Origin of the sequence: Massilia sp. PAMC28688, assembly GCF_019443445.1 — a bacterium.
GTDB lineage: Bacteria > Pseudomonadota > Gammaproteobacteria > Burkholderiales > Burkholderiaceae_D > Telluria_A.
Map to the genome: position 1 here is coordinate 2,531,961 of NZ_CP080378.1, position 19,984 is coordinate 2,551,944.

Annotated in this window: 14 protein-coding genes; 6 read left to right on the plus strand and 8 right to left on the minus strand. The window is 65.3% G+C overall.

The features are described from left to right. Positions 1 to 11: 11 nt before the first annotated feature. A complete protein-coding gene (cysK, locus tag KY495_RS11435) occupies positions 12 to 941 on the plus strand; it encodes a cysteine synthase A (RefSeq protein WP_219883745.1) in 930 nt (309 codons plus the stop codon). A gap of 68 nt (positions 942 to 1,009) precedes the next feature. On the opposite strand, the gene KY495_RS11440 is transcribed toward cysK, so the two are convergent. The 6 genes from KY495_RS11440 to KY495_RS11465 are packed head-to-tail and all read right to left on the minus strand — an operon-like array spanning position 1,010 to position 7,495. Then, positions 1,010 to 2,029, minus strand: coding sequence for a cation diffusion facilitator family transporter (locus tag KY495_RS11440; RefSeq protein ID WP_219883746.1), 1,020 nt, complete (start codon positions 2,027 to 2,029; stop codon positions 1,010 to 1,012). Positions 2,030 to 2,053: 24 nt separating this feature from the next. Beyond that, positions 2,054 to 4,831, minus strand: coding sequence for a pitrilysin family protein (locus tag KY495_RS11445; protein WP_229518582.1), 2,778 nt, complete (start codon positions 4,829 to 4,831; stop codon positions 2,054 to 2,056). Positions 4,832 to 4,834: 3 nt separating this feature from the next. Further along, the gene (locus tag KY495_RS11450; protein ID WP_219883748.1) at positions 4,835 to 5,347 is read right to left on the minus strand and encodes a hypothetical protein; all 513 of its coding nucleotides are present in this window, start codon (positions 5,345 to 5,347) and stop codon (positions 4,835 to 4,837) included. A 4-nt stretch (positions 5,348 to 5,351) separates the two neighbouring features. After that, the gene (locus KY495_RS11455; RefSeq protein WP_219883749.1) at positions 5,352 to 6,080 is read right to left on the minus strand and encodes a hypothetical protein; all 729 of its coding nucleotides are present in this window, start codon (positions 6,078 to 6,080) and stop codon (positions 5,352 to 5,354) included. Positions 6,081 to 6,116: 36 nt separating this feature from the next. Then, a complete protein-coding gene (locus KY495_RS11460; protein WP_229518583.1) occupies positions 6,117 to 7,010 on the minus strand; it encodes a metallophosphoesterase in 894 nt (297 codons plus the stop codon). Further along, on the minus strand, positions 7,007 to 7,495 hold the full coding sequence (locus tag KY495_RS11465) for a CinA family protein (RefSeq protein ID WP_229518584.1): 489 nt from the start codon (positions 7,493 to 7,495) through the stop codon (positions 7,007 to 7,009). The genes KY495_RS11460 and KY495_RS11465 overlap by 4 nt, the downstream gene beginning before the upstream one ends. A gap of 388 nt (positions 7,496 to 7,883) precedes the next feature. Between KY495_RS11465 and KY495_RS11470 the strand changes: the two genes are divergently transcribed. Beyond that, positions 7,884 to 9,914, plus strand: a complete 2,031-nt coding sequence (locus KY495_RS11470; protein ID WP_219883752.1) for an ATP-binding protein — start codon at positions 7,884 to 7,886, stop codon at positions 9,912 to 9,914. Further along, positions 9,911 to 12,502, plus strand: a complete 2,592-nt coding sequence (locus KY495_RS11475) for an EAL domain-containing protein (RefSeq protein ID WP_219883754.1) — start codon at positions 9,911 to 9,913, stop codon at positions 12,500 to 12,502. The genes KY495_RS11470 and KY495_RS11475 overlap by 4 nt, the downstream gene beginning before the upstream one ends. Positions 12,503 to 12,751: 249 nt before the next feature. Here the strand turns inward: KY495_RS11475 and thiL are convergent, their stop codons facing one another. After that, positions 12,752 to 13,717: a thiamine-phosphate kinase gene (thiL, locus tag KY495_RS11480; RefSeq protein WP_219883756.1), complete on the minus strand. Its 966-nt coding sequence runs from the start codon at positions 13,715 to 13,717 to the stop codon at positions 12,752 to 12,754. A 392-nt stretch (positions 13,718 to 14,109) separates the two neighbouring features. Here thiL and KY495_RS11485 point away from each other — a divergent pair, with 392 nt between their 5' ends. Both KY495_RS11485 and KY495_RS11490 read left to right on the plus strand, forming a co-directional pair. Then, positions 14,110 to 16,422 carry an NADP-dependent malic enzyme gene (locus KY495_RS11485; protein ID WP_219883758.1) on the plus strand — a complete coding sequence of 771 codons (2,313 nt, stop codon included), beginning with the start codon at positions 14,110 to 14,112 and terminating at the stop codon, positions 16,420 to 16,422. A gap of 197 nt (positions 16,423 to 16,619) precedes the next feature. Further along, entirely contained in the window at positions 16,620 to 17,363 is a 744-nt protein-coding gene (locus KY495_RS11490) for an ABC transporter substrate-binding protein (RefSeq protein ID WP_219883760.1), read from the plus strand. 15 nt (positions 17,364 to 17,378) lie between these two features. On the opposite strand, the gene KY495_RS11495 is transcribed toward KY495_RS11490, so the two are convergent. Beyond that, positions 17,379 to 18,410 (minus strand): RNA methyltransferase, encoded by a 1,032-nt coding sequence (locus tag KY495_RS11495; RefSeq protein ID WP_219883762.1) that lies wholly within the window; start codon positions 18,408 to 18,410, stop codon positions 17,379 to 17,381. A gap of 252 nt (positions 18,411 to 18,662) precedes the next feature. Between KY495_RS11495 and KY495_RS11500 the strand changes: the two genes are divergently transcribed. Next, positions 18,663 to 19,976, plus strand: coding sequence for a selenium-binding protein SBP56-related protein (locus KY495_RS11500; protein WP_307728279.1), 1,314 nt, complete (start codon positions 18,663 to 18,665; stop codon positions 19,974 to 19,976). Positions 19,977 to 19,984: the final 8 nt, after the last annotated feature.

Genomic DNA, 19,984 nt, shown 5'->3' on the forward strand with positions numbered 1-19,984 from the left:
GGGAAACAGCCATGAGAATCGCAAACGACGTCACCGAGTTGATCGGTAACACCCCGCTGGTGCGGATCCGCAACCTCGCCAAAGGCGCGGGCGCGGAGATCCTGGCCAAGCTTGAGTTCTACAATCCGGCCCATAGCGTCAAGGACCGGATCGGCCTGGCCATGATCGAGGCGGCGGAAGCGGCCGGCCTGATCGGCCCGGATACCGTCATTGTCGAGCCCACCAGCGGCAATACCGGCATTGCCCTGGCCATGGTGTGCGCCGCACGGGGCTATCGCTGCAAGCTGGTAATGCCGGAAACCATGAGCAGCGAGCGGCGCGTGCTGCTGCGTGCCTATGGTGCCGAGCTGGTCCTGACGCCGGGGCCGGAAGGCATGCTGGGCGCCATCCGCACGGCTGAAGAAATGGTGGCCAGCAACGCCAACTACTTCATGCCCCAGCAATTCAACAACCCGGCCAATCCTGAAGTGCACCGCCGCACCACGGCGGAAGAAATCTGGCGCGATACCGACGGCAAGGTCGACATCCTGGTGGCAGGCGTGGGCACCGGCGGCACCCTGACCGGCGTGAGCGAAGTCATCAAGTCGCGCAAGCCGTCGTTCCAGTCCATCGCGGTGGAGCCGGATGCCTCGCCCATGCTGTCCAAGGGAACCAAGGGGCCGCACCCCTTGCAGGGCATCGGCGCCGGCTTCGTGCCCGGCGTGCTCAATACCGGCATTTACGACGAAGTCATCACGGTCAAGAATGACGATGCATTCGCCGTCGCACGGGCGGCGGCGCGGGATGAAGGGCTGCTGGTCGGCATTTCGTCGGGGGCGGCCTTGTGGGCCGCGATGCAGGTTGCCCAGCGCCCCGAAAACGCGGGCAAGCTGATCGTGACCATCATTCCCTCGTTTGGCGAGCGCTATCTCTCGACGGCGCTGTTTGCCAACCTGGCCTGAGCGCGGAAGGCCAGGTAGAAAAAGGGAGGTGCCTGGCGGTGCCTCCCTTTTTTCATGGGCGCTACCACTCAGTGGCTGTCGCCGTGCAGCGCACAGTCGTGCTGTGTGGTGCCCATTTCAATTTGCAAGGTGCAATGATGGATCGCGTGCTCGGCCTTCAGGCCTGCCACGATGGCGTCCACCGCGGCGTCGCCCGGATACCCGGCCGGCATCACCAGGTGCGCCGTGAGCGCGGTTTCGGTGGTGCTCATGGCCCAGATGTGCAAGTCGTGGATGGAGCTGACCCCGGGGCGGGTGGCGAGATAGGCCGCCACTTTGGCAGCGTCCACATTGTCCGGCACCGCCGCCAGCACCAGCCGCAGTGATTCCTTGAGCAAGGCCCAGGTGCTGACCAGGATGAACAGCACGATCACGATGCTCACCACCGGGTCCAGCCAGGTCCAGCCGGTGCCCATGATGGCCAGACCCGAGACCACCACGCCCAGCGAAATGGCCGCATCGGCCGCCATGTGCTGGTAGGCGCCGCGGATATTGATGTCGTCCTTGGCGCCGGCCATGAACAGCCAGGCCGAGAAGCCGTTGATGGCCACCCCGATGGCGGCGACCACCGCCACCGTCAGGCCCCCGACCGGGCCCGGGTTGCTGAAGCGGTGCACCGCTTCCCACGCGATGGCGCCGCAGGCTAGCATCAGGATCAGGGCATTGAACAGGGCGGCCAGGATGGACGAGCTGCGCAGGCCATAGGTATACCGGCGATTCGGCTCGCTGCGGGTAAGCATGGCCGCGCCCCACGCCACCAGCAATCCCAGGACATCGGACAGGTTATGCCCGGCGTCGGCCATCAGCGCGGTGGAGTTGGCAATGAAGCCGTACACGAATTCGATCGCCACGAAGATCACGTTGACGCCGATGGCCAGCGCAAAGGCGCGCCCATTCCCATCCGGATTGATGTGATGGTGATGGTGGCCGTGGCCGCCGTGGCCATGCTGATGATCATGCGCATCGCCGTGCGCATGATCATGGTGGTGGCCATGGTGGCCGTGGTTGCTCTCCTGGTGCTGGTGCTGCTGCTCGTGCCGGTGTTTCATGATCGGGTCCTGGAAAAAAAGGCGCTAGCGCTGGCCGCCATCAGGCGTGCGGAGCTCGATCGTCCCCAGTTTCAGCTTGCGCAGCTGGGGTTCGATTTTCTTGCGGTCGCCGACCGCGACCACGATCAGCTTTTCCGGCTTCAGATAGCGGCGCGCCACATCCTGCACCTGCTGCGCCGTCACTGCCGCATACTTGCCGGCCAGGGTGGCATAGTAGTCCAGCGGCAGGTCAAAGGCGAACAGGCCCGCGAAGCTGGCGCCGATGCCCTCGTTGGTTTCAAAGTGGCCAGGCAGCGACAATACCTGCGCATTGCGCGCCGTTTCCAGCTCTGCCGCCGGCAAGGGCTCGTCCCGGATGGCTTTGACTTGCTTGAAGATCTCGGCCACCGAGGCGCCGGTGGCGCTGGTGCGCACGCTGCCGGCAATGTCGAACGGACCTGGCGTGCGGCGGTAGTCGAACTGCGAATAGACGCCGTAGCTGTAGCCTTTTTCCTCGCGCAGGCTGGTGTTGATGCGGCTCGTGAACAGGCCGCCCAGGGCCGCGTTCATCACCTCCAGGGCGGCGTAGTCGTCGCTGGCGCGGCTGGCACCGAGCAGGGTTACCTGCAGCGCGGTCTGGCTGGCATCGTCCTTGTGCACCACCACCGCGCCGGCGCCGGTGGTCTGCGGCGGCGGCAATGACGGGGCCTGCACCGGGCCGCTCTTCCATGCGCCAAAGCGCGCCTGTGCCATGGCCAGCGCTTCTTCTTGCGTCAGGTCGCCCGCAATGACCAGGGCCGCGTTGTTGGGCAGGTAGTGCTGCTGCCAGAAGTCAGCCATCTGGCTGCGCGTGGTGGCCTTGATGGCCGCCTCGGTGCCCAGGGCGCCGAAGCCAAACGGGTGCTGGCGGCCGTACAGCGCGGCGGCCGCCATCCGGTTGGCCACCGCCGCCGCGTCTTCCTCCACCTGTGCCAGGTCGGCCAGGCGGCTGGCGCGCTGGCGTTCCACCTCGGCCTCGGGAAAGGCGGGATGAAGCACCACGTCGGCCATCAGTTCGAACGCCCTGGCAAAATTGCGCTTGAGGGCGTGCAGCGAGACCAGCGAATTTTCCGCCCCGCTGCCGGCCGACAGCTCCGCGCCCAGCTGCGCCAGTTCGTCCGAAATCTGCGGCGCGCTGCGCGTGGCCGTGCCCTCGTCGAGCATGGAGGCGGTAAAGCTGGCCAGGCCAGGGATGGCGGCCGGGTTGGCGCTGGCGCCGGCCTTGACCACCAGTTCGGCGGCCACCAGCGGCAAGGCCGGATTATGATGGTGGATCACCGTCAGGCCATTGGCCAGCTTGAACGAAGTGGCCTTTGGCAGCGTGATGGTGGGCGCGGGACCGGGCTTTGGCACCCGGTGGCGCCAGGGTTCGTCGGCGTTGATGCCCTGCGCCTTTGGCTGACGGCCCTTAGGCCTGGTGACCGGCACTTCCGGTGCCAGTAGCGGCGTGCCGGGCAGGCCATGGATCACCACGCGCGCATCCTTGCGCAGCTGCTCGGCCATCACCCGCTGCACGCTGGCCGGGGTCACTGCGCGATACCGTTCAAGGTCGCGGCTGAAGTAGTTCGGGTCGCCCACGTAATGGTTGTATTCGTTGACCATGTCCGCCAGGCCGTCGCCGCCCAGCTTCTCCACGCTTGACAGCAGCGCTGCCTCGATGGCGTACTGCGCGCGCTCCACTTCCTTCTGGGTGGGACCATTCTTGCGCAGGGCATCGAGTTCGGCATCGATGGCCTGCTCGATTTCCTGCGCCGTGCGGCCCGGCCGGGCCGTGACGTCCACCTCGAACACGGAACTGATGGCGTGGCCATTCTGGTCCGCGCTCACGTCCTGCGCCAGCTGCTTGTCGTACACCAGCGACTTGTACAGCCGGCTCGATTTGCCGCCGGCCAGCACATAAGCGGCCACGGTCAGGTCGGCGTCGCCCGGCTGGTAGGCCGGCGTGGTGAGCCAGCCCATGATCACCCGCGGCAGTTCGACCCGGTCGTGCACCACCACGCGTTTCTCGCGCGTGAGGGCAGGCGTTGTCACAATCGGCTTGGCGACATCGGCGCCGCGCCTGAAGGTGCCGAAGTAGCGTGCCACCAGGGCGCGCGCGGCAGCCTTGTCGATATCGCCGGCGATGACCAGGCTGGCGTTATTGGGCGCGTAGTAGCGCGTGAAAAAATCGCGCACGTCCTTCAGGCTGGCGCTCTGGATGTCGGCGTGCGAGCCCATGACGTTGGCGTGATACGGGTGCGTTTTGGGGAACAGGTTCTGGTACAGCGCTTCCTCGACAATGCCGTAGGGGGCGTTTTCCACGCTGTCGCGCCGCTCGTTGCGTACCACGTCCTGCTGGTTCGAGAGCGCCTTCTGGTCCAGCACATCGAGCAGGTAGCCCATGCGGTCGGCATGCGCCCACAGGGCCAGCTCCAGCTGGTTCGACGGCAGCGTATCGTAGTAATTGGTGCGGTCAAAATCGGTGCTGCCGTTCGAATCGGTGGCGCCGGCGCCTTCGAACAACTGGTCGACCAGGCCGCGCGGCGCGTGCCTGGTGGCGGCGAACATCATGTGCTCGAACAGGTGGGCAAAGCCGGTCAGGCCCGGCGCCTCGTTGGCTGGCCCCACGTGATACCAGATGTTGACCGCCACCAGCGGCAGCTTGTGGTCTTCCACCAGGATCACTTCCAGGCCGTTGGGCAGGGTGTACTTTTCGATGGGGAAGGTGGGCGCGGCCGGGGCGGGCGCGGCGGCGCCAAGCGACATCACCAGCGCGGGTATGGCAAGCATCTTCAAAGGGGACATAAATTACGGCTTTTGCATTTCTGCCTGAATGGCGTTACGGGTTTTCTGGTCCAGCTTCTGGACAATTTTCGCCATTTTTTCGCCGTTGCGGATGGCCAGTGCCTGCTCCGGCGTGAGCTCCTTGGCAATGACGGTAGCAGCCGGTGGTGGCGCGGGCCGGAACAACAAGGCTTGTCCCAGGAGGACCAGGGTGGCACACAGCAGTGCGGCGCCGGCGGCAAGCGCCATCATACGCCGCTCGGCGTGGGACAACCCGGGCGCAGGGGCACGCTGCGGCGTGGCTGCTGCCTGCGGCGCCGCGCCGCCCTGGTAGCGGCACACGGCGCCGGCGGCCAGCAGGGCATCGGCCTGGTCGGCCAGGTCGGCAGTGGCGTCGTCGAGCAGCGCCACATGGCGCTCCACCGCTTCGGCCAGCACCGCTTCATTGAGCGCGACCAGGGCAAACACCGGGTCGTCCACATCGATCTTGATGCCGGTCTTTTCAAATACCAGTGTGCGCAGTTTTTGCTGGTCCATGGCCCTACCAGTTCACTTTGTCGAGTTGTTCAAACAGGTCGCGGAACACCACCTTGATGCGCTGCTTTTCCATGACATTGAATTTTTCGCTGGCGCGCACTTCTTCCGCCGTCATTCGGGCGATATTCATCTTCTTGATGTCGGCCCCGAAAGTGTCGGCGTTGCGCTGGGACAGGACCACGCGGCCGACCACGCGCTCGGCGTGGTCGGCATAGGTCTGCGACTCGATGAACAGCTTGCCCGTGCCCGACTGCAGCAGGCCAAAATGCTCGTTTTCCCACAACACCAGCGGCACGTCGGTGGACTTGGCGGTGGACAGGAAGCCCATGGCCGTATCGTGCAGCGTGTCGCCGCCGCCCACGATGGTGTGGATGTAGACCTTGCGTCCGGATTCCTTGAGCAGGTCGAAGCAGTCGTTCTCCAGCAGATAGCTCATCAGGGGCGAAAACGTGTTGGCCCCGTTGTCGACCACGCAGTTGCCTTCCTCTTCCAGAATGTCGATCATGAGCGCGTCGAAGCGCTTGGGGTCGATGGTGCGGGTATCGGTCATCACCGGCACGTGCTTCACGTTCATGGCCTTGTAGCGCGAAAAGGTGGCGTTTTCCTGGTCGGTGTCGTAGCAGCGCAAGGGCCGCTCGTCCCTCGCCGCCAGCCACTGCGCCAGGATGGTCGATACCAGCGTCTTGCCGATGCCGCCTTTACCCTGCAGGATGAAGTGAACCGTGTTGTGCATCGAATAGCTCCAAAAGTTAGTGGCGGCCGGCGGCGTTCAGTGGCAGGGGGCGCTGCCGCTATCCGGTGCTTGTCCGTTCGGCAGGCCATCGTAGCGCGCCTCGAGGAACTGCCAGTCGTAGCCGCGCTCGCGCAGCGTCAGCCTGAGCACGCCGAAGCGGCTATTGTCGCGCATTTCACTGTGCGCCAGCGGCCACTTGAATGGTGTGTGGTAGGAGCCGCCCGTTCCCACCACGAACTGGCGCAAGCCGCGCGCGTCGCGCCGGCCATGCGCATCCTGGGCGGCGAAGCGCTCGTACGTGTGATCATGCCCGGACAGCACGACCTCCGCGCCCGCATCTTGCAGCAATTGCCACGCTGCCCGCATGTTCGCAGAACTTCCGTGCCATCCAGAACTATACAGCGGGTGATGCCAGTAGGCGAGCGTACAGGGCGCCGGATGGGCGGCCAGTTCGCGCGCCAGCCACGCAAGCTGGGTCTGCTGGGCCTTGCCCGTCAGGTTGCTGTCGAGCGAGAAGACTTGCCAGGCGCCCAGCTGGACGCGGTAGTAGCCGGGGCCGGCGGCGTCGCCAAAGTACTGGAAGTAGCCCCTTGCCCCCGGTGTGTAGTACTCATGATTGCCGGGAGCGGGCAGGGTGCGCGCCTTGAAGCGGCCCCAGGTCGGATCGTAGCAGTGGCGAAATTCGGCCGCCGTGGCGCGCTGGTAGACAATGTCGCCCAGCAGCAGGACAGCGGCATGGGGCGTGGCGGCCAGGCCCATTTCGACCAGCTGCGCCGTGTCGGCGGCGCCCGTGCGTGCCGGTGCGACCTTGCCGCAATAGGCAATGTCGCCGGCCGCGTACACGGTGTACGATCTGGCGCCAGCGTGGGCGGAACCGGCATGGCAGGCCATCAGCAGGGCCGCGGCCAGGGTCAGGGCGGGCGCGCTCAAGGCGTCTGGATCAGGCGCAGCAGTGCCTGCAGGGCGTGCCGCACCGACTGCTCGCGCACGGCGTGGCGGTCGCCGCCGAAGACCAGGCGCTCGGTATGGGTATGGCCGGCGTGGCTCCAGCCAAAGCAGACGGTGCCGACCGGCTTGCCGGGTACCGCACCGGTGGGGCCGGCAATGCCCGTGGTGGACAGGGCAATGTGCGCGCTGCTGTTGGCCAGGGCGCCGCTGGCCATGGCCGCGGCCACTTCTTCGCTGACGGCGCCGTGCCGGGCGATGAGTGCGGCCGGCACCCCCAGGAGGCGGGTCTTGGCATCATTGGAATACGTGACAAAACCACACTCGAACCATGCACTGGCGCCGGCCACCTCGGTGACGGCCTGCGCGACGGCGCCGCCGGTACACGATTCCGCCGTTGCCAGCAGCCAGCCCCGGGCACGCAATGCCCGGCCTGCCTGTGCCGCCAGGTCAACAATATCGTTCGTCACGCCACTCCCTGCTGTTGGAAAAGGTGCCGCAAGGGCGGGCCAGCTGCCCTGAACCCTGCCGCATGCCGCTAACTTTACCATGCAGCCGGCGCAATTGTGTCCGGATTGAACCGGGATGTTTTCGCCAATTTCATACTTTCACGTACAAATCCGGGTAGAGTGGTTTGATTACAAACAAACATGCGCGGGTCTTTCGTGCGCCGCGCTTGTTTGGCAGGCTGCTATTCTTCAATTGCGTATTAGTAAGTTCCTTCACGCATTTAATTTGGAATGTCATGTCGCCGATCCTACGAGCACAGGGTTCCCTGGGCGGAACCGGTTTTTTGGACGCGCAGCCGCTCGAAAGCTCCGCGTGCGGGCCGGTGCGGCTGTGCGTGGAGAGGCGCGCGTGCTAGGCGTGCGCTCCACCCGCCAGAAGCTGGTGGCCGTGGTCTTGCTGGCCACGCTCGCGGCGCTGGTGGTGTCGATTGGCGCGCTGATGGCCTACGACCTGCGGGCCTACCACCGCGCGCTGCTGGGCGACATGTCCACCCAGGCCGAACTGCTGGGGCGCATGACATCGGCCGCGCTCACCTTTGACGATCCGCGCCTGGCGGCCAAGGACCTGAACCTGCTGCGCATCCGGCCCGACATCAAGGCCGGCGCCATCTACCAGGCCAACGGCAGACTGTTTGCCTCCTATCTGGCGCCGGGAGAAAAGGCGCCCCTGGCGCCGCAGGCCGGCGCCGACGGAATCCACATCCAGGGCAACGAGCTGCGCCTGTACCGTCCCATCATCGACAATGGCGAGCGGCTCGGCACCGTGTTCCTGCGCTCGCAGTACACCCTGGTCGAGCGCGCCATCGACTACCTGCTGGCAGCGCTCGGGATCGTCGCGCTGGCCCTCCTGATTGCCTACCTGCTGGCGCGCCGCATCGGCAGCTTTCTCACCAGGCCCATCTCCTCGATTACCGAGATCGCGCGCGAAGTGGTGGCCACGCGCGACTATTCGCAGCGCGCCACCCGCATCAGCGACGATGAAGCGGGCGAACTGGTGGACTCGTTCAATGCCATGCTGACGGAAATAGAAGCGCGTACCGGGGCGCTGGAGCAGTCCAACCAGACCATCGCGCGCGAGCTCGAAGAGCGGGCCCGCGCGCGCCAGGAAATCATGCGCCTGAACCGCGAGCTCGAAGGGCGCGTCCAGGAACGCACGCTGCAGCTGGAAATGATCAACAACGAGCTGGAACTGGCGATGGAGGCGGCCAAGAGTGCCAACGCGGCCAAGTCGGCTTTTCTGTCCTCCATGAGCCATGAGCTGCGCACGCCGCTCAACGCCATCCTCGGCTTTGCCCAGATTCTGACCTCCGACAGCATGCCCACCACGCTGGCGCAAAAGAAGGAATTTGCCGGCCACGTGCTCAAGTCCGGGCGCCACCTGCTTACCCTGATCAACGAGATCCTTGACCTGGCCAAGGTCGAATCGGGCACCGTCACACTGTCGATGGAGCCGGTGGCGCTGGACGAAATCCTGCTCGAATGCCGCGGCATGGTCGAACCCATGGGCCGCCCGCGCGAAATCCGCATGCTGTTTCCCGAGTCGACAGGGGCGGTGGTGCTGGCCGACCGCACCCGCCTCAAGCAGGTGCTGCTGAACCTCCTGTCGAACGCGGTCAAGTACAACCGCGAGCAGGGCGCAGTGGTGGTGGGCTGCGTCGCGCTGGCCGACAAGCGGGTGCGCCTGACGGTGCAGGATACGGGCCTTGGCCTGACCGAGGAGCAGGTCGGCGGCCTGTTCCAGCCATTTAACCGCCTGGGGCAGGAGAATGGCGTGGAAGAAGGCACCGGCATTGGGCTGGTGGTCACGCGGCGCCTGGTCGAGCTCATGGGCGGCACCATCGGCGTGTCGAGCAGTGTCGGTGTCGGCACGGTGTTCTGGGTCGAACTGGCGCTGACCGAGCCGGTGGCGCCAGCGCTGCCCAATGGCGTGGTGCTGCCGCTGGCACGGCGCGAAGGTGGGCGTAGCGATGCCGCGCGGGTGGTGCTGTACGTGGAAGACAATCCTGCCAACCTGCGCCTGGTGCAGGAAATCGTTGCCTTCCGCACCGACTTGCGCCTGCTGTCGGCGGCCGACGCCCACCTGGGCCTGGAAATGGCCAAGGTGCACCAGCCCGACCTGATCCTGATGGACATCAACCTGCCCGGCATGAGCGGCCTGGACGCACTCAAGGAACTGCAGCGCACCCCGGCCACCAGCCACATTCCGGTGCTGGCCCTGACCGCCAACGCCATGCCGCGCGAGGTCGAGCGCGGACTGGAAAGCGGCTTCGCGCGCTACCTGACCAAACCGATCAACATCGACGAATTCAACGACGCCATCGACAGCACGCTGGCGCTGGTGGACCAGCGCCGCGCCGCGCAGAAAGCAGGGCAATCATGATTACGCTGGCCGACATCCACGCAGCTGCCATCCTGATCGTTGACGACCAGCCGGTCAACGTGCAGCTGCTCGAGTACCTGCTCACCAATACCGGCTACACCAACGTCAGCAGCACGCTCGACTCCACCACGGTCGCCGGACTGCACCAGCAGCACCGGTATGACCTGATCATCCTCGACCTGCACATGCCCGGCATGAGCGGATTTGACGTGATGGAGGCGCTCAAGCCGATCGAGAGCGAAAGCTACCTGCCGGTGCTGGTGGTGACGGCCGACCCGGACAAGAAGGTGCAGGCGCTGGAAGCGGGCGCGCGCGATTTCGTGAGCAAGCCCTTCGACCCGGTCGAAGTGCTCACCCGCATCCGCAACATGCTGGAAGTGCGCCTGATGCACCGCGACGCCAGGAACTACGGGGCGCTGCTCGAGCAGACCGTGCGCGAACGCACCGCCGAGCTGCAGCGATTTCGCAGCGCCATGGATGCCACCGCCGACGCCATCTTCCTGATCGATACGGCCACCCTGTCGCTGGTGGACGTCAATGACGGTGCCTGCCGCATGCTGGTCTATCCGCGCTGTGAACTGCTGGAGATGGGACCGGTCGCCCTGGGGCTGGCCAGTGCCGATGAACTGGCGCGCCAGGCCGGGCGTACCGACGACCGGGGCGACCCGCAGCTGATCGACGCGCAGCTGTTGCGGGCCGACCTCGAGACCGTGCCGGTGGAAACCTACTGGCAGGTGCAGACCGTGGGCGGCGTACGCATGCTCATTGCGGTGGCGCGCGACATCACCGAACGGCTGCAGGCGCTGCAGCGGCTCAAGCACATGGCCAGCTACGACAGCCTGACCGGCCTGCCGAACCGCACCCTGTTCTACCAGACCCTGCGCGACGCCATCGAACTGGCCCAGGACAAGGACTGGCGCATCGCCGTGCTGTTCATCTCACTGGACCGCTTCAAGATAGTCAACGACTCGGTGGGCGCGGCGCTGGGCGACGAACTGCTGCGCCAGTTCAGCACGCGCCTGGTGCAATGCGTGCGCATCCGCGACACGGTGGGGCGCCTGGGCGGCGATGAATTCGGCCTGATCCTGACCATGACGCGCGACCATGAAGACGCGGTCAACGTCGCCAACGAAGTGCGCGAAGCGCTGCGCGCGCCGTTCGACCTCGAAGGCCAGCAGGCCGGCCTGACCACCTCGATCGGCATTTCCATGTACCCGGACGACGCCACCGATCCCGAGACTCTGGTGCGCTACGCCGACACCGCCATGGTGCGGGCCAAGGAAGCGGGGCGCGACGGCTACCGCTTTTTCACCGCCGGCATGAACGTGCAGGTTCTGGCGCGGCTGGACCTGGAACTGGCCTTGCGCCGCGCGCTCGAGAATAACGAATTCGTGCTGTACTACCAGCCCAAGGTCAACCTCTCCACCGGCCGCATTGCCGGGGCCGAAGCGCTGCTGCGCTGGAACCGGCCGGGCTACGGCCTCGTGTTCCCGGCCGAATTCATCCCCGTGATGGAAGAGACGGGGCTGATCGTGCGGGTGGGGGCGTGGATCATCGACGAAGCGTGCCGCCAGATGGCGCAGTGGCAGAACGAAGGGGTGGGCGAAGTGCGGGTGGCGGTCAATGTATCGAGCCGCCAGTTTGTCGAGGGCGACCTCGAAGGCGATGTGCGGGCGGCGATTGCGCGCCACCAGGCCGACCCCGCGCTGCTGGAACTGGAACTGACCGAAAGCGCTTTGATGACCAACGCCGAGCACACCATTGGCGTGCTCAGCAATATCAAGGCGCTGGGGATCAAGATTGCGATTGACGATTTCGGCACTGGCTACTCGAGCCTGGCCTACCTCAAGCGCTTCCCGATCGACAAGCTCAAGATCGACATCGCCTTTGTGCGCGACATCACCATCAACCCGGACGACGCGGCCATCGCGCTGGCCATCATCAGCATGGCGCACAGCATGAAGATGCGCGTGATTGCCGAAGGCGTGGAGTCGCGCGCGCAGATGGCGTATCTGCGGCGGCACCGTTGCGACGAGATCCAGGGTTTCCACTTCAGCCGCCCGTTGCCGGCGCGCGAGATGGCCGAAATGGTGATCGCCAACCGCGCCATGCCGTCCGAGCCGGAATCGGTGGAAGCGGTGCGCGAGACGCTGCTGCTGGTTGACGACGACGTCAACGTACTATCGGCGCTGCACCGGCTGTTCCGGCGTGACAGTTACCGGGTTCTGACAGCGCAGTCGCCGGCCGAAGGCTTCGAGCTGCTGGCGCTCAACGAGGTGCAAGTAATCGTGTGCGACCAGCGCATGCCGATCATGAGCGGCACCGAGTTTCTCAGCAAGGTCAAGGAAATGTATCCGGACACGATCCGCATCATCTTGTCTGGATACACGGGGCTCGAAGCGGTGCTCGACTCCATCAACCGGGGTGCCATCTACCGCTTCTACACCAAGCCCTGGGACGACACCCAGCTGCGCGACAACATCCGGCTGGCATTCCATCATTACTGGCTTGTCAATGGCGAGCGCGACGAACGCCGCAGGATGCGCAGCGGGCTGGCTGGCAACGGCGCCGAACAAATCTCCATCTGACCCCACCCACCCCGGGGTCAGACCACTTAATCGGGCTAAAAACAATGGTTTGCAGTCATTTTCTGGCCGCATCGCAAGGTTTTGGGTAACAACGGCGGATTTAAAGCTCGTCCTATCCTGTTGGTTCCCGTACGTTTCTCAAGTCATATCAACGGGGCATCGATATGACATGCCTGCGCGCTATTTGTTGCAAAAACTGGTTTTAAGTGGTCTGACCCTGGCGGTAGGAAATTTTTGATGGGGTCGTGGCTAGCTGGCGAAGTGGTCGAAGCCGGCCACTTTGAGGGTGAGCGCCTTGCCGGCGCTGTCGACCAGCCGCAGCCCGCGCGCCGTTTCCATGCGCCCGACGCGCGTGACCGCGGTGCCGGTGCGCAGGCCGGCTTCCTGCACGGCGGCGCGCTGCGCCGGCGCGGCTGTGAAGCACAGCTCGTAGTCGTCGCCGCCAGCGACGCAGAAGCGCCGCCGCAGGTCGCTGTCCTGCTGCGCCAGCACCGGCCCCGCCGGCAGCGCGTCGGCGTCAAGCGTGGCTCCCAGGCCCGACGCGCCCAGGATGTGGCGCAAGTCGCCTGCCAGGCCGTCCGAGATGTCAATCGCCGCCCGCGCCAGCTGCCCCTGCGCCAGCGCCTGCCCCAGCGCTACCCGCGGCGTCGGCGCGTGCATGCGCGGCGCGGCCTGCGCCAGCGCGGCGTCGCTCAGCCGGTGCTCGTTCCAGTAGTGCGCAAGGGCCAGGCGCGCGTCGCCCAGCGCCCCGGAGATCCAGATGTCGTCACCGGCCAGCGCAGCATCGCGCCGCAGCGCCTGGCCCGGTGCCAGTTCGCCAAAGACGGTGATGCAGATGGTGAGCGGACCTTTGGTGGTGTCGCCGCCAATGAGTTCGCAGTCAAATTCATCGGCCAGTGCGAATAGGCCCGAGGCGAATGCTTCAAGCCACACTGGATCGGCTGCCGGCAGCGCCAGCGCCAGCGTGAAGCCAAGCGGCCTGGCTCCCATGGCCGCCAGGTCGGACAGATTCACGGCCAGGGATTTGTGTCCGAGCATGCGCGCGTCCGCCCCGGCAAAAAAATGTCGGTCTTCGACCAGCATGTCCGAGGAGATGGCCATCTGCTTGCCGGCCGCCGGCGCGATCACGGCGCAGTCGTCGCCGATGCCAACCACGGCGCGCCCCTGGCGCGCGCGCACAAAGTAGTTTTTGATGAGTTCGAATTCGGAGAGCATGGCATATTGTACGTTGACCTCGCCTGCGGGGCGAGTCCCGGCTCTTCGGCCAGCAGCATCTTTGCCGCGCCCAAGCGCTGCGCCCCGCCAGCCGGCCGCCGCCCCTGCACCTGGGACACGCCGGCACGCCATTCACGCAAGGGATGCAGGCCGCGCCGCGGTCGGCTTGCTCCTGGACGGACCCGGACCGTCATTCCGGCCGCCCGCGCCAGGTGCCGCTGCCGCGCCGATGGCCTCGCCAGTTTGCGAGCATACCGGCAATGCCTTGGCCTGCCACGTGCCCGGCGCTTCGCCGGCGATGGCGCCTTCCCGGTTTTCGGACCATTTAAAATACGCTTTGGCACGGTCTGCTAAAATCGACGATCCCCCAGTAACAGGAAGGCCGCACCAGCATGGATTCGTCCCCGGAAAAGAAAGAAGAACGCCGTCAAACCCTGCGCCAGGCCGCGCTCGAGTATCACGAGATTCCGCGCCCCGGCAAGATCAGCGTCACCCCCACCAAGCAATTGCTCAACCAGCGCGACCTGGCCCTGGCGTATTCGCCGGGCGTGGCGGCGCCGTGCGAGGAGATCGTGAAGGATCCGCAGGCAGCCTACAAGTACACGGCGCGCGGCAATCTGGTGGCGGTCATTACCAACGGTACGGCAGTACTGGGGCTGGGTAATATCGGGGCGCTCGCGTCCAAGCCTGTCATGGAAGGCAAGGGCGTCCTGTTCAAGAAATTCGCTGGCATCGATGTCTTCGATATCGAGATCAATGAGCAGGATCCGGACAAGCTGGTCGACATCATCGCCTCGCTCGAGCCAACCTTTGGCGGCATCAACCTGGAAGACATCAAGGCGCCGGAGTGCTTCTACATCGAGCGCCAGCTGCGCAGCCGCATGAAGATCCCGGTCTTCCACGATGACCAGCATGGCACCGCGATCATCGTCGGGGCAGCCATCATCAATGGCATCAAGGTGGTGGGCAAGGATATGCGCGAGTGTAAGCTGGTGGTGTCGGGCGCCGGTGCGGCCGCCCTGGCCTGCCTGGAGCTGATCGTGGATCTGGGCTTCCCGATCGAAAACATCTTCGTCACTGACCTTGCCGGCGTGGTGTACAAGGGCCGCCCCGAGCTGATGGACCCGGACAAGGAGCGCTTTGCCCAGGATACGCCGCTGCGCACCCTGGCCGAGGTGATGCCCGGCGCCGATATTTTCCTGGGCCTGTCCGCCGGCGGCGTGCTCAAACAGGAGATGGTCAGCCAGATGGCGCCCAATCCGCTGATCCTGGCGCTGGCCAATCCGACCCCGGAAATCCTGCCCGAGGAAGTCAAGGCGGTGCGCGGCGACGCGGTGATTGCCACCGGCCGCTCGGACTATCCGAACCAGGTCAACAATGTCCTGTGCTTCCCCTACATTTTCCGTGGCGCGCTCGATTGCGGCGCCACCACCATCACGCGCGAAATGGAAATCGCGGTGGTGCACGCCATTGCCGAACTGGCGCACGCCGAGCAGTCGGACGTGGTGGCGACCACCTACGGCATCAGCAACCTGTCGTTCGGCCCGGAATACCTGATCCCGATGCCGTTCGACCCGCGCCTGTTGATGCACATCGCGCCGGCAGTGGCACGCGCGGCCGAACTGTCGGGGGTGGCCACGCGTCCCATCGCCGATCTCCAGGCCTACGCGGCGAGCCTGCAGCAGTTCGTGTACCGCAGCGGCACCTTCATGAAGCCGCTGTTTGCAGTGGCCAAGGCGGCGCCGCCCGAGATGAAGCGCATCGTCTACGCCGAGGGTGAAGAGGAGCGCGTGCTGCGCGCAGTGCAGGTGGTGGTGGACGAGAAGCTGGCGCGCCCGATCCTGGTGGGCCGCCCGAGCGTGCTGGAACAGCGCATCACCAGGTTCGGCCTGCGCATCCGCGAGGGCGAGCACTTCGACGTCATCAATCCGGACCGCGAAGAGCGCTACCGCGACTACTGGCAGACCTATTACGAGATGACGTGCCGCAAAGGCGTGACCCAGGAATACGCCAAGCTGGAAATGCGCCGCCGCCACAGCCTGATCGGCGCCATGATGATCCACAAGGGCGACGCCGATGGCATGATCTGCGGTACCTTCGGCACCACCATGCTGCATCTGCATTACATCGACCAGGTGCTGGGCCGGCGCGCCGGCGCCAACGTGTACGCGGCGATGAATTTCCTGATCCTGCCGGAGCGCCAGATGGCACTGGTGGATACCCACGTCAACGAAAATCCCACCGCCGAGCAGCTGGCCGAAATCACCATCATGGCCGCCGACGAGATGAGCCGCTTTGGCCTGATCCCGCGCGCGGCCCTGCTGTCGCACTCCAATTTCGGATCGGCCAACAGCGAGTCGGCCAAAAAGATGCGCGCGGCCCTGGCCCTGGTGCAGCAGCAAAAGCCGGATCTGGAAGTCGATGGCGAGATGCACGGCGACGTGGCGCTCGACAGCAAGCTGCGCATGGCCCTGATGCCGCAGTCGACCCTGCAGGGCGATGCCAATTTGCTGGTGATGCCGAATATCGACAGCGCCAATATTGCCTACAACCTCATCAAGACGGCGGCCGGCAATGGCATTGCCATCGGCCCCGTCCTGCTGGGCTGCGCCCGCCCGGTCCATATCCTCACGCCATCGGCCACCGTGCGCCGCATCGTCAACATGACGGCCCTGTGCGTGGTCGACGCCGTGTCGGAGCGCTAGACGTTACCCGGGAAAAGGGGCAGCTGCTCCTTTTCCCTCTCTGCATCCACTTTGCCGCAGCTTGCTGAAATGGCATGCCGTCCCCGTCCGGTGCCATGCTTATGCGCTTGACAAGGCACGCCACGGATGCACGCGCTGCGGTTGCAGCGACCTGAGCCTAGCTGCTATTCTGGCAGTGGAACAGCTTGAGGCGCACCATGGCTACACGAACAGCTTTACTCGCATCACTCCTGGCCGCCCTCCACGCCGGCGCCGCTGCACAGGCGCAGCTGCTGCATATCGCCACCGAAAATTCGCCCCCCACCAGCATGCTGGACAACGGGCGCGTGGTGGGCATTGCCACCGACAAGGTGCGGGAAGCCATGCAGCGCGCAGCCATCGATTACACGCTGGAAGTGCTGCCCTGGAAGCGGGCCTACAGCATCGCGCTCACGCGCGCCAATGGCTGCGTCTACTCCACCACCCGCACGCCCGAGCGCGAGCACCTGTTCAAATGGGCCGGTCCCACCGACGAGGGCGACTGGGTGCTGATGGGCCGGGCCGACCGCAGCTACCAGCTGCGGACGCTGGAAGACGCGCGCAAGCTGCGCATCGGCACCTATGGCGGCGACGCCCGCGATTCCTTCCTGCGCTCGCGCGGCTTTTTGGTGGACCCGGCGCCCAATGACCTGAGCAATCCGCAAAAGCTGCTGCTTGGCCGGATCGACCTGTGGGCGGTGGGCTTGCGGCGCGACAGCCCGGCGCTGGGCAACAGCGGCTGGGCCGGACGCATCGTGCCGGTATTTACCTTCAACCGCGTCAAGCTGTACCTGGCCTGTAACCGCGCGGTGCCCGATACCACCATTGCACGGCTCAATGCCGCCTTCGAGGCCATGCAGCGCGACGGGACGGCGCGCCGCCTGGACCGCAAATACGATGACTGGATGGCGCCCAAGCCCTGACACCGGGGCGGCGCGTCAGGACGCCGGCCGGATGGGAATGCTGCGCGCAGGCCGCTCTGCCCGGGCCCGCAGCTGGCCGCAGCCGCCATCGACATCCTGCCCCGCCGAATCGCGCAGCTTGGTCAGGATGCCGCGTGCGTGCAGCCGTTCGGCGATGGCGCGCGCCTTGTCCCAGCTTGGCCGCTGGAAGTCGAGGCCGGGGATGGTGTTGTAGGGAATCATGTTGAGGACGGCGTATTTGCCCTTGAGCAGGCGCACGATGCCATCGAGCTCGTCGTCGCCATCGTTGATGCCGTCGAGCAGGGTCCACTGGTACTGGATCGGGTAGGACGTCAGGCGCGCATAGGTCTCGCCCAGTGCCACCAGCTCGTCGGGCGTCAGGCGCGGGGCGCGGGGGAGCAGGCGCTCGCGCAGCCCGGCCCGGGTGGTATGCAGCGACAGCGCCAGCGCCGGCCTTACCTTGCCCTGCGCCAGACGCGCGAACACACGGGGGTCACCGACGGTGGAGAACACGATATTCTTGTGGCCCAGCTTGCCTTCCGTGCCCAGCAGGTCGATGGCTTCCATCACATTGTCGAGGTTGTGGGCCGGCTCGCCCATGCCCATGAACACCACTTTCTTGACCGGCCGCAGGGTGCGCGCCAGCACCACCTGGGCCACGATTTCGCCGCTGGTGACCTGGCGCACCAGGCCGCCTTGTCCCGTCATGCAGAACTGGCAGCCCACGGCGCAGCCGACCTGGCTCGACACGCACACCCCGTCGCGCGGCAGCAGCACGCTTTCCACGGTCTGGCCGTCGGCCAGGCCCACCAGCAGGCGGGCCGAGCCGTCCGCGCCCGGGTGGGTCGATACCAGCGTGGCCATGGCGGCCAGCTCGGCGTCGATCTGCGGCAGCGCGTCCCTGACAGGGCGCGGCAGGAAATCCCGGGCCCGGCGGCGGCCCTGGTCGTGCGGCTGGGCCTGCACCCAGTCGCGCAGCACGCGCTGCTCGTGCAGGGGCAGGGCACCGAGGGCGCGCAGGCGCTGGCGCAGGAGGTCGAGTTGCATACGAAGGAGGGAGTTGACAGGCCCGCCATTCTACACGCAGCGCTTGCGCCTCATGCGTGGCTGCCGCATGGGAAATTGTGGCGTTTTTACCACCATTTCGTCGATCTGCGGCGCTTGTAAATACCACGCTTTCCAGCGCCGGGCCGATACGCTACATTCCTTCAAGGCCTGGCGTAATGTAGGGATGCGCCAGGCTGCACCAGCTGCACAAGAGCGTCCGACCACCACGCCCAATCTTCTGGAGACAACGCCATGCCCGTCCACCGTATGTTCCATGTTCCCGCCGCCCTCGTCATGTCGGCGTTGCTGGCCAGTCCGTTTGCCATGGCCGATGAAACCTGCAATTCCCCGTACATGTCCGGCCTCATCAAGGGGCAGGAAGACTTCGTGCATGTCTGGACGCTGGGCGTCAAGGGCATGGGCGACGGCTTTGACAAGCTGGTCACGGTGGACGTCAATCCCGCATCAAAAAACTATGGCAAGGTGGTGGGGCACGTGTCGGTGGGGGCGCGCGGCGAAGCCCATCACATGGGCTTTACCGATGACCGGCGCTTCCTGTGGGCAGGCGGCCTGGACGACAACAAGATTTACGTGTTCGATATCCACAGCAATCCGGCCAAGCCCAGGCTGGTGCGCACCATCACCGATTTCGCCCCCAGGAGCGGCCTGGTGGGGCCCCACACCTTTTACGCCATGCCCGGCCGCATGCTCATTGGCGCCCTGTCCAACACCCGCGACCACGGCGGGGTGACCGGCATGGCGATGTACAACAACAAGGGTGAGTTCGTCAGCAAGCACGACATGCCCACCACCAACGGTGGCGATGGCTATGGCTACGACATTGCCATCAATCCCGGCAAGAATGTGATGCTCACGTCGAGCTTTACTGGCTGGAACAATTACATGATGGACATGGGCAAGATGATCAAGGACCCGGCCGCCATGAAGAATTTCGGCAGCACCATGGTCTTGTGGAACCTGAAGGCCATGCAGCCGCAAAAGATTTTTTCAGTCCCCGGGGCGCCGCTGGAAATCCGCTGGTCGCTCAAGCAGGGCGACGACTGGGCCATCACGGCCAGTGCACTCACATCCAAGCTGTGGCTGGTCAAGAAGGATGCCAAGGGCGAGTGGCAAGCAAAGGATGTGGCCACCATTGGCGACCCGGCCAAGATTCCGCTGCCGGTCGACATTTCCATTACGGCCGACGGCAAGGGCTTGTGGGTCAATACCTTCATGGATGGGACCACGCGCTACTTCGACCTGAGCAATCCCGAAGCGCCCCGCCAGACGTATGCCAAACAGACCGGTTCCCAGGTCAATATGGTGTCGCAGAGCTGGGATGGAAAGCGCATCTACATCACCAGCTCGCTGCTGGCCAACTGGGACAAGAAGGGCGCGGACGATGAACAGTTCCTCAAGCTGTTTGCCTGGGATGGCAAGGAGCTCAAGGAGGCGTGGAAGATCGACTTCTACAAGCTCAAATTGGGCCGCGCCCACCACATGAAGTTTGGTGCCAGGGCGGCAGCCGTGGCCGCTATCAAACCGGCAGCACTGGCTTCACGCTAGCATGCGCA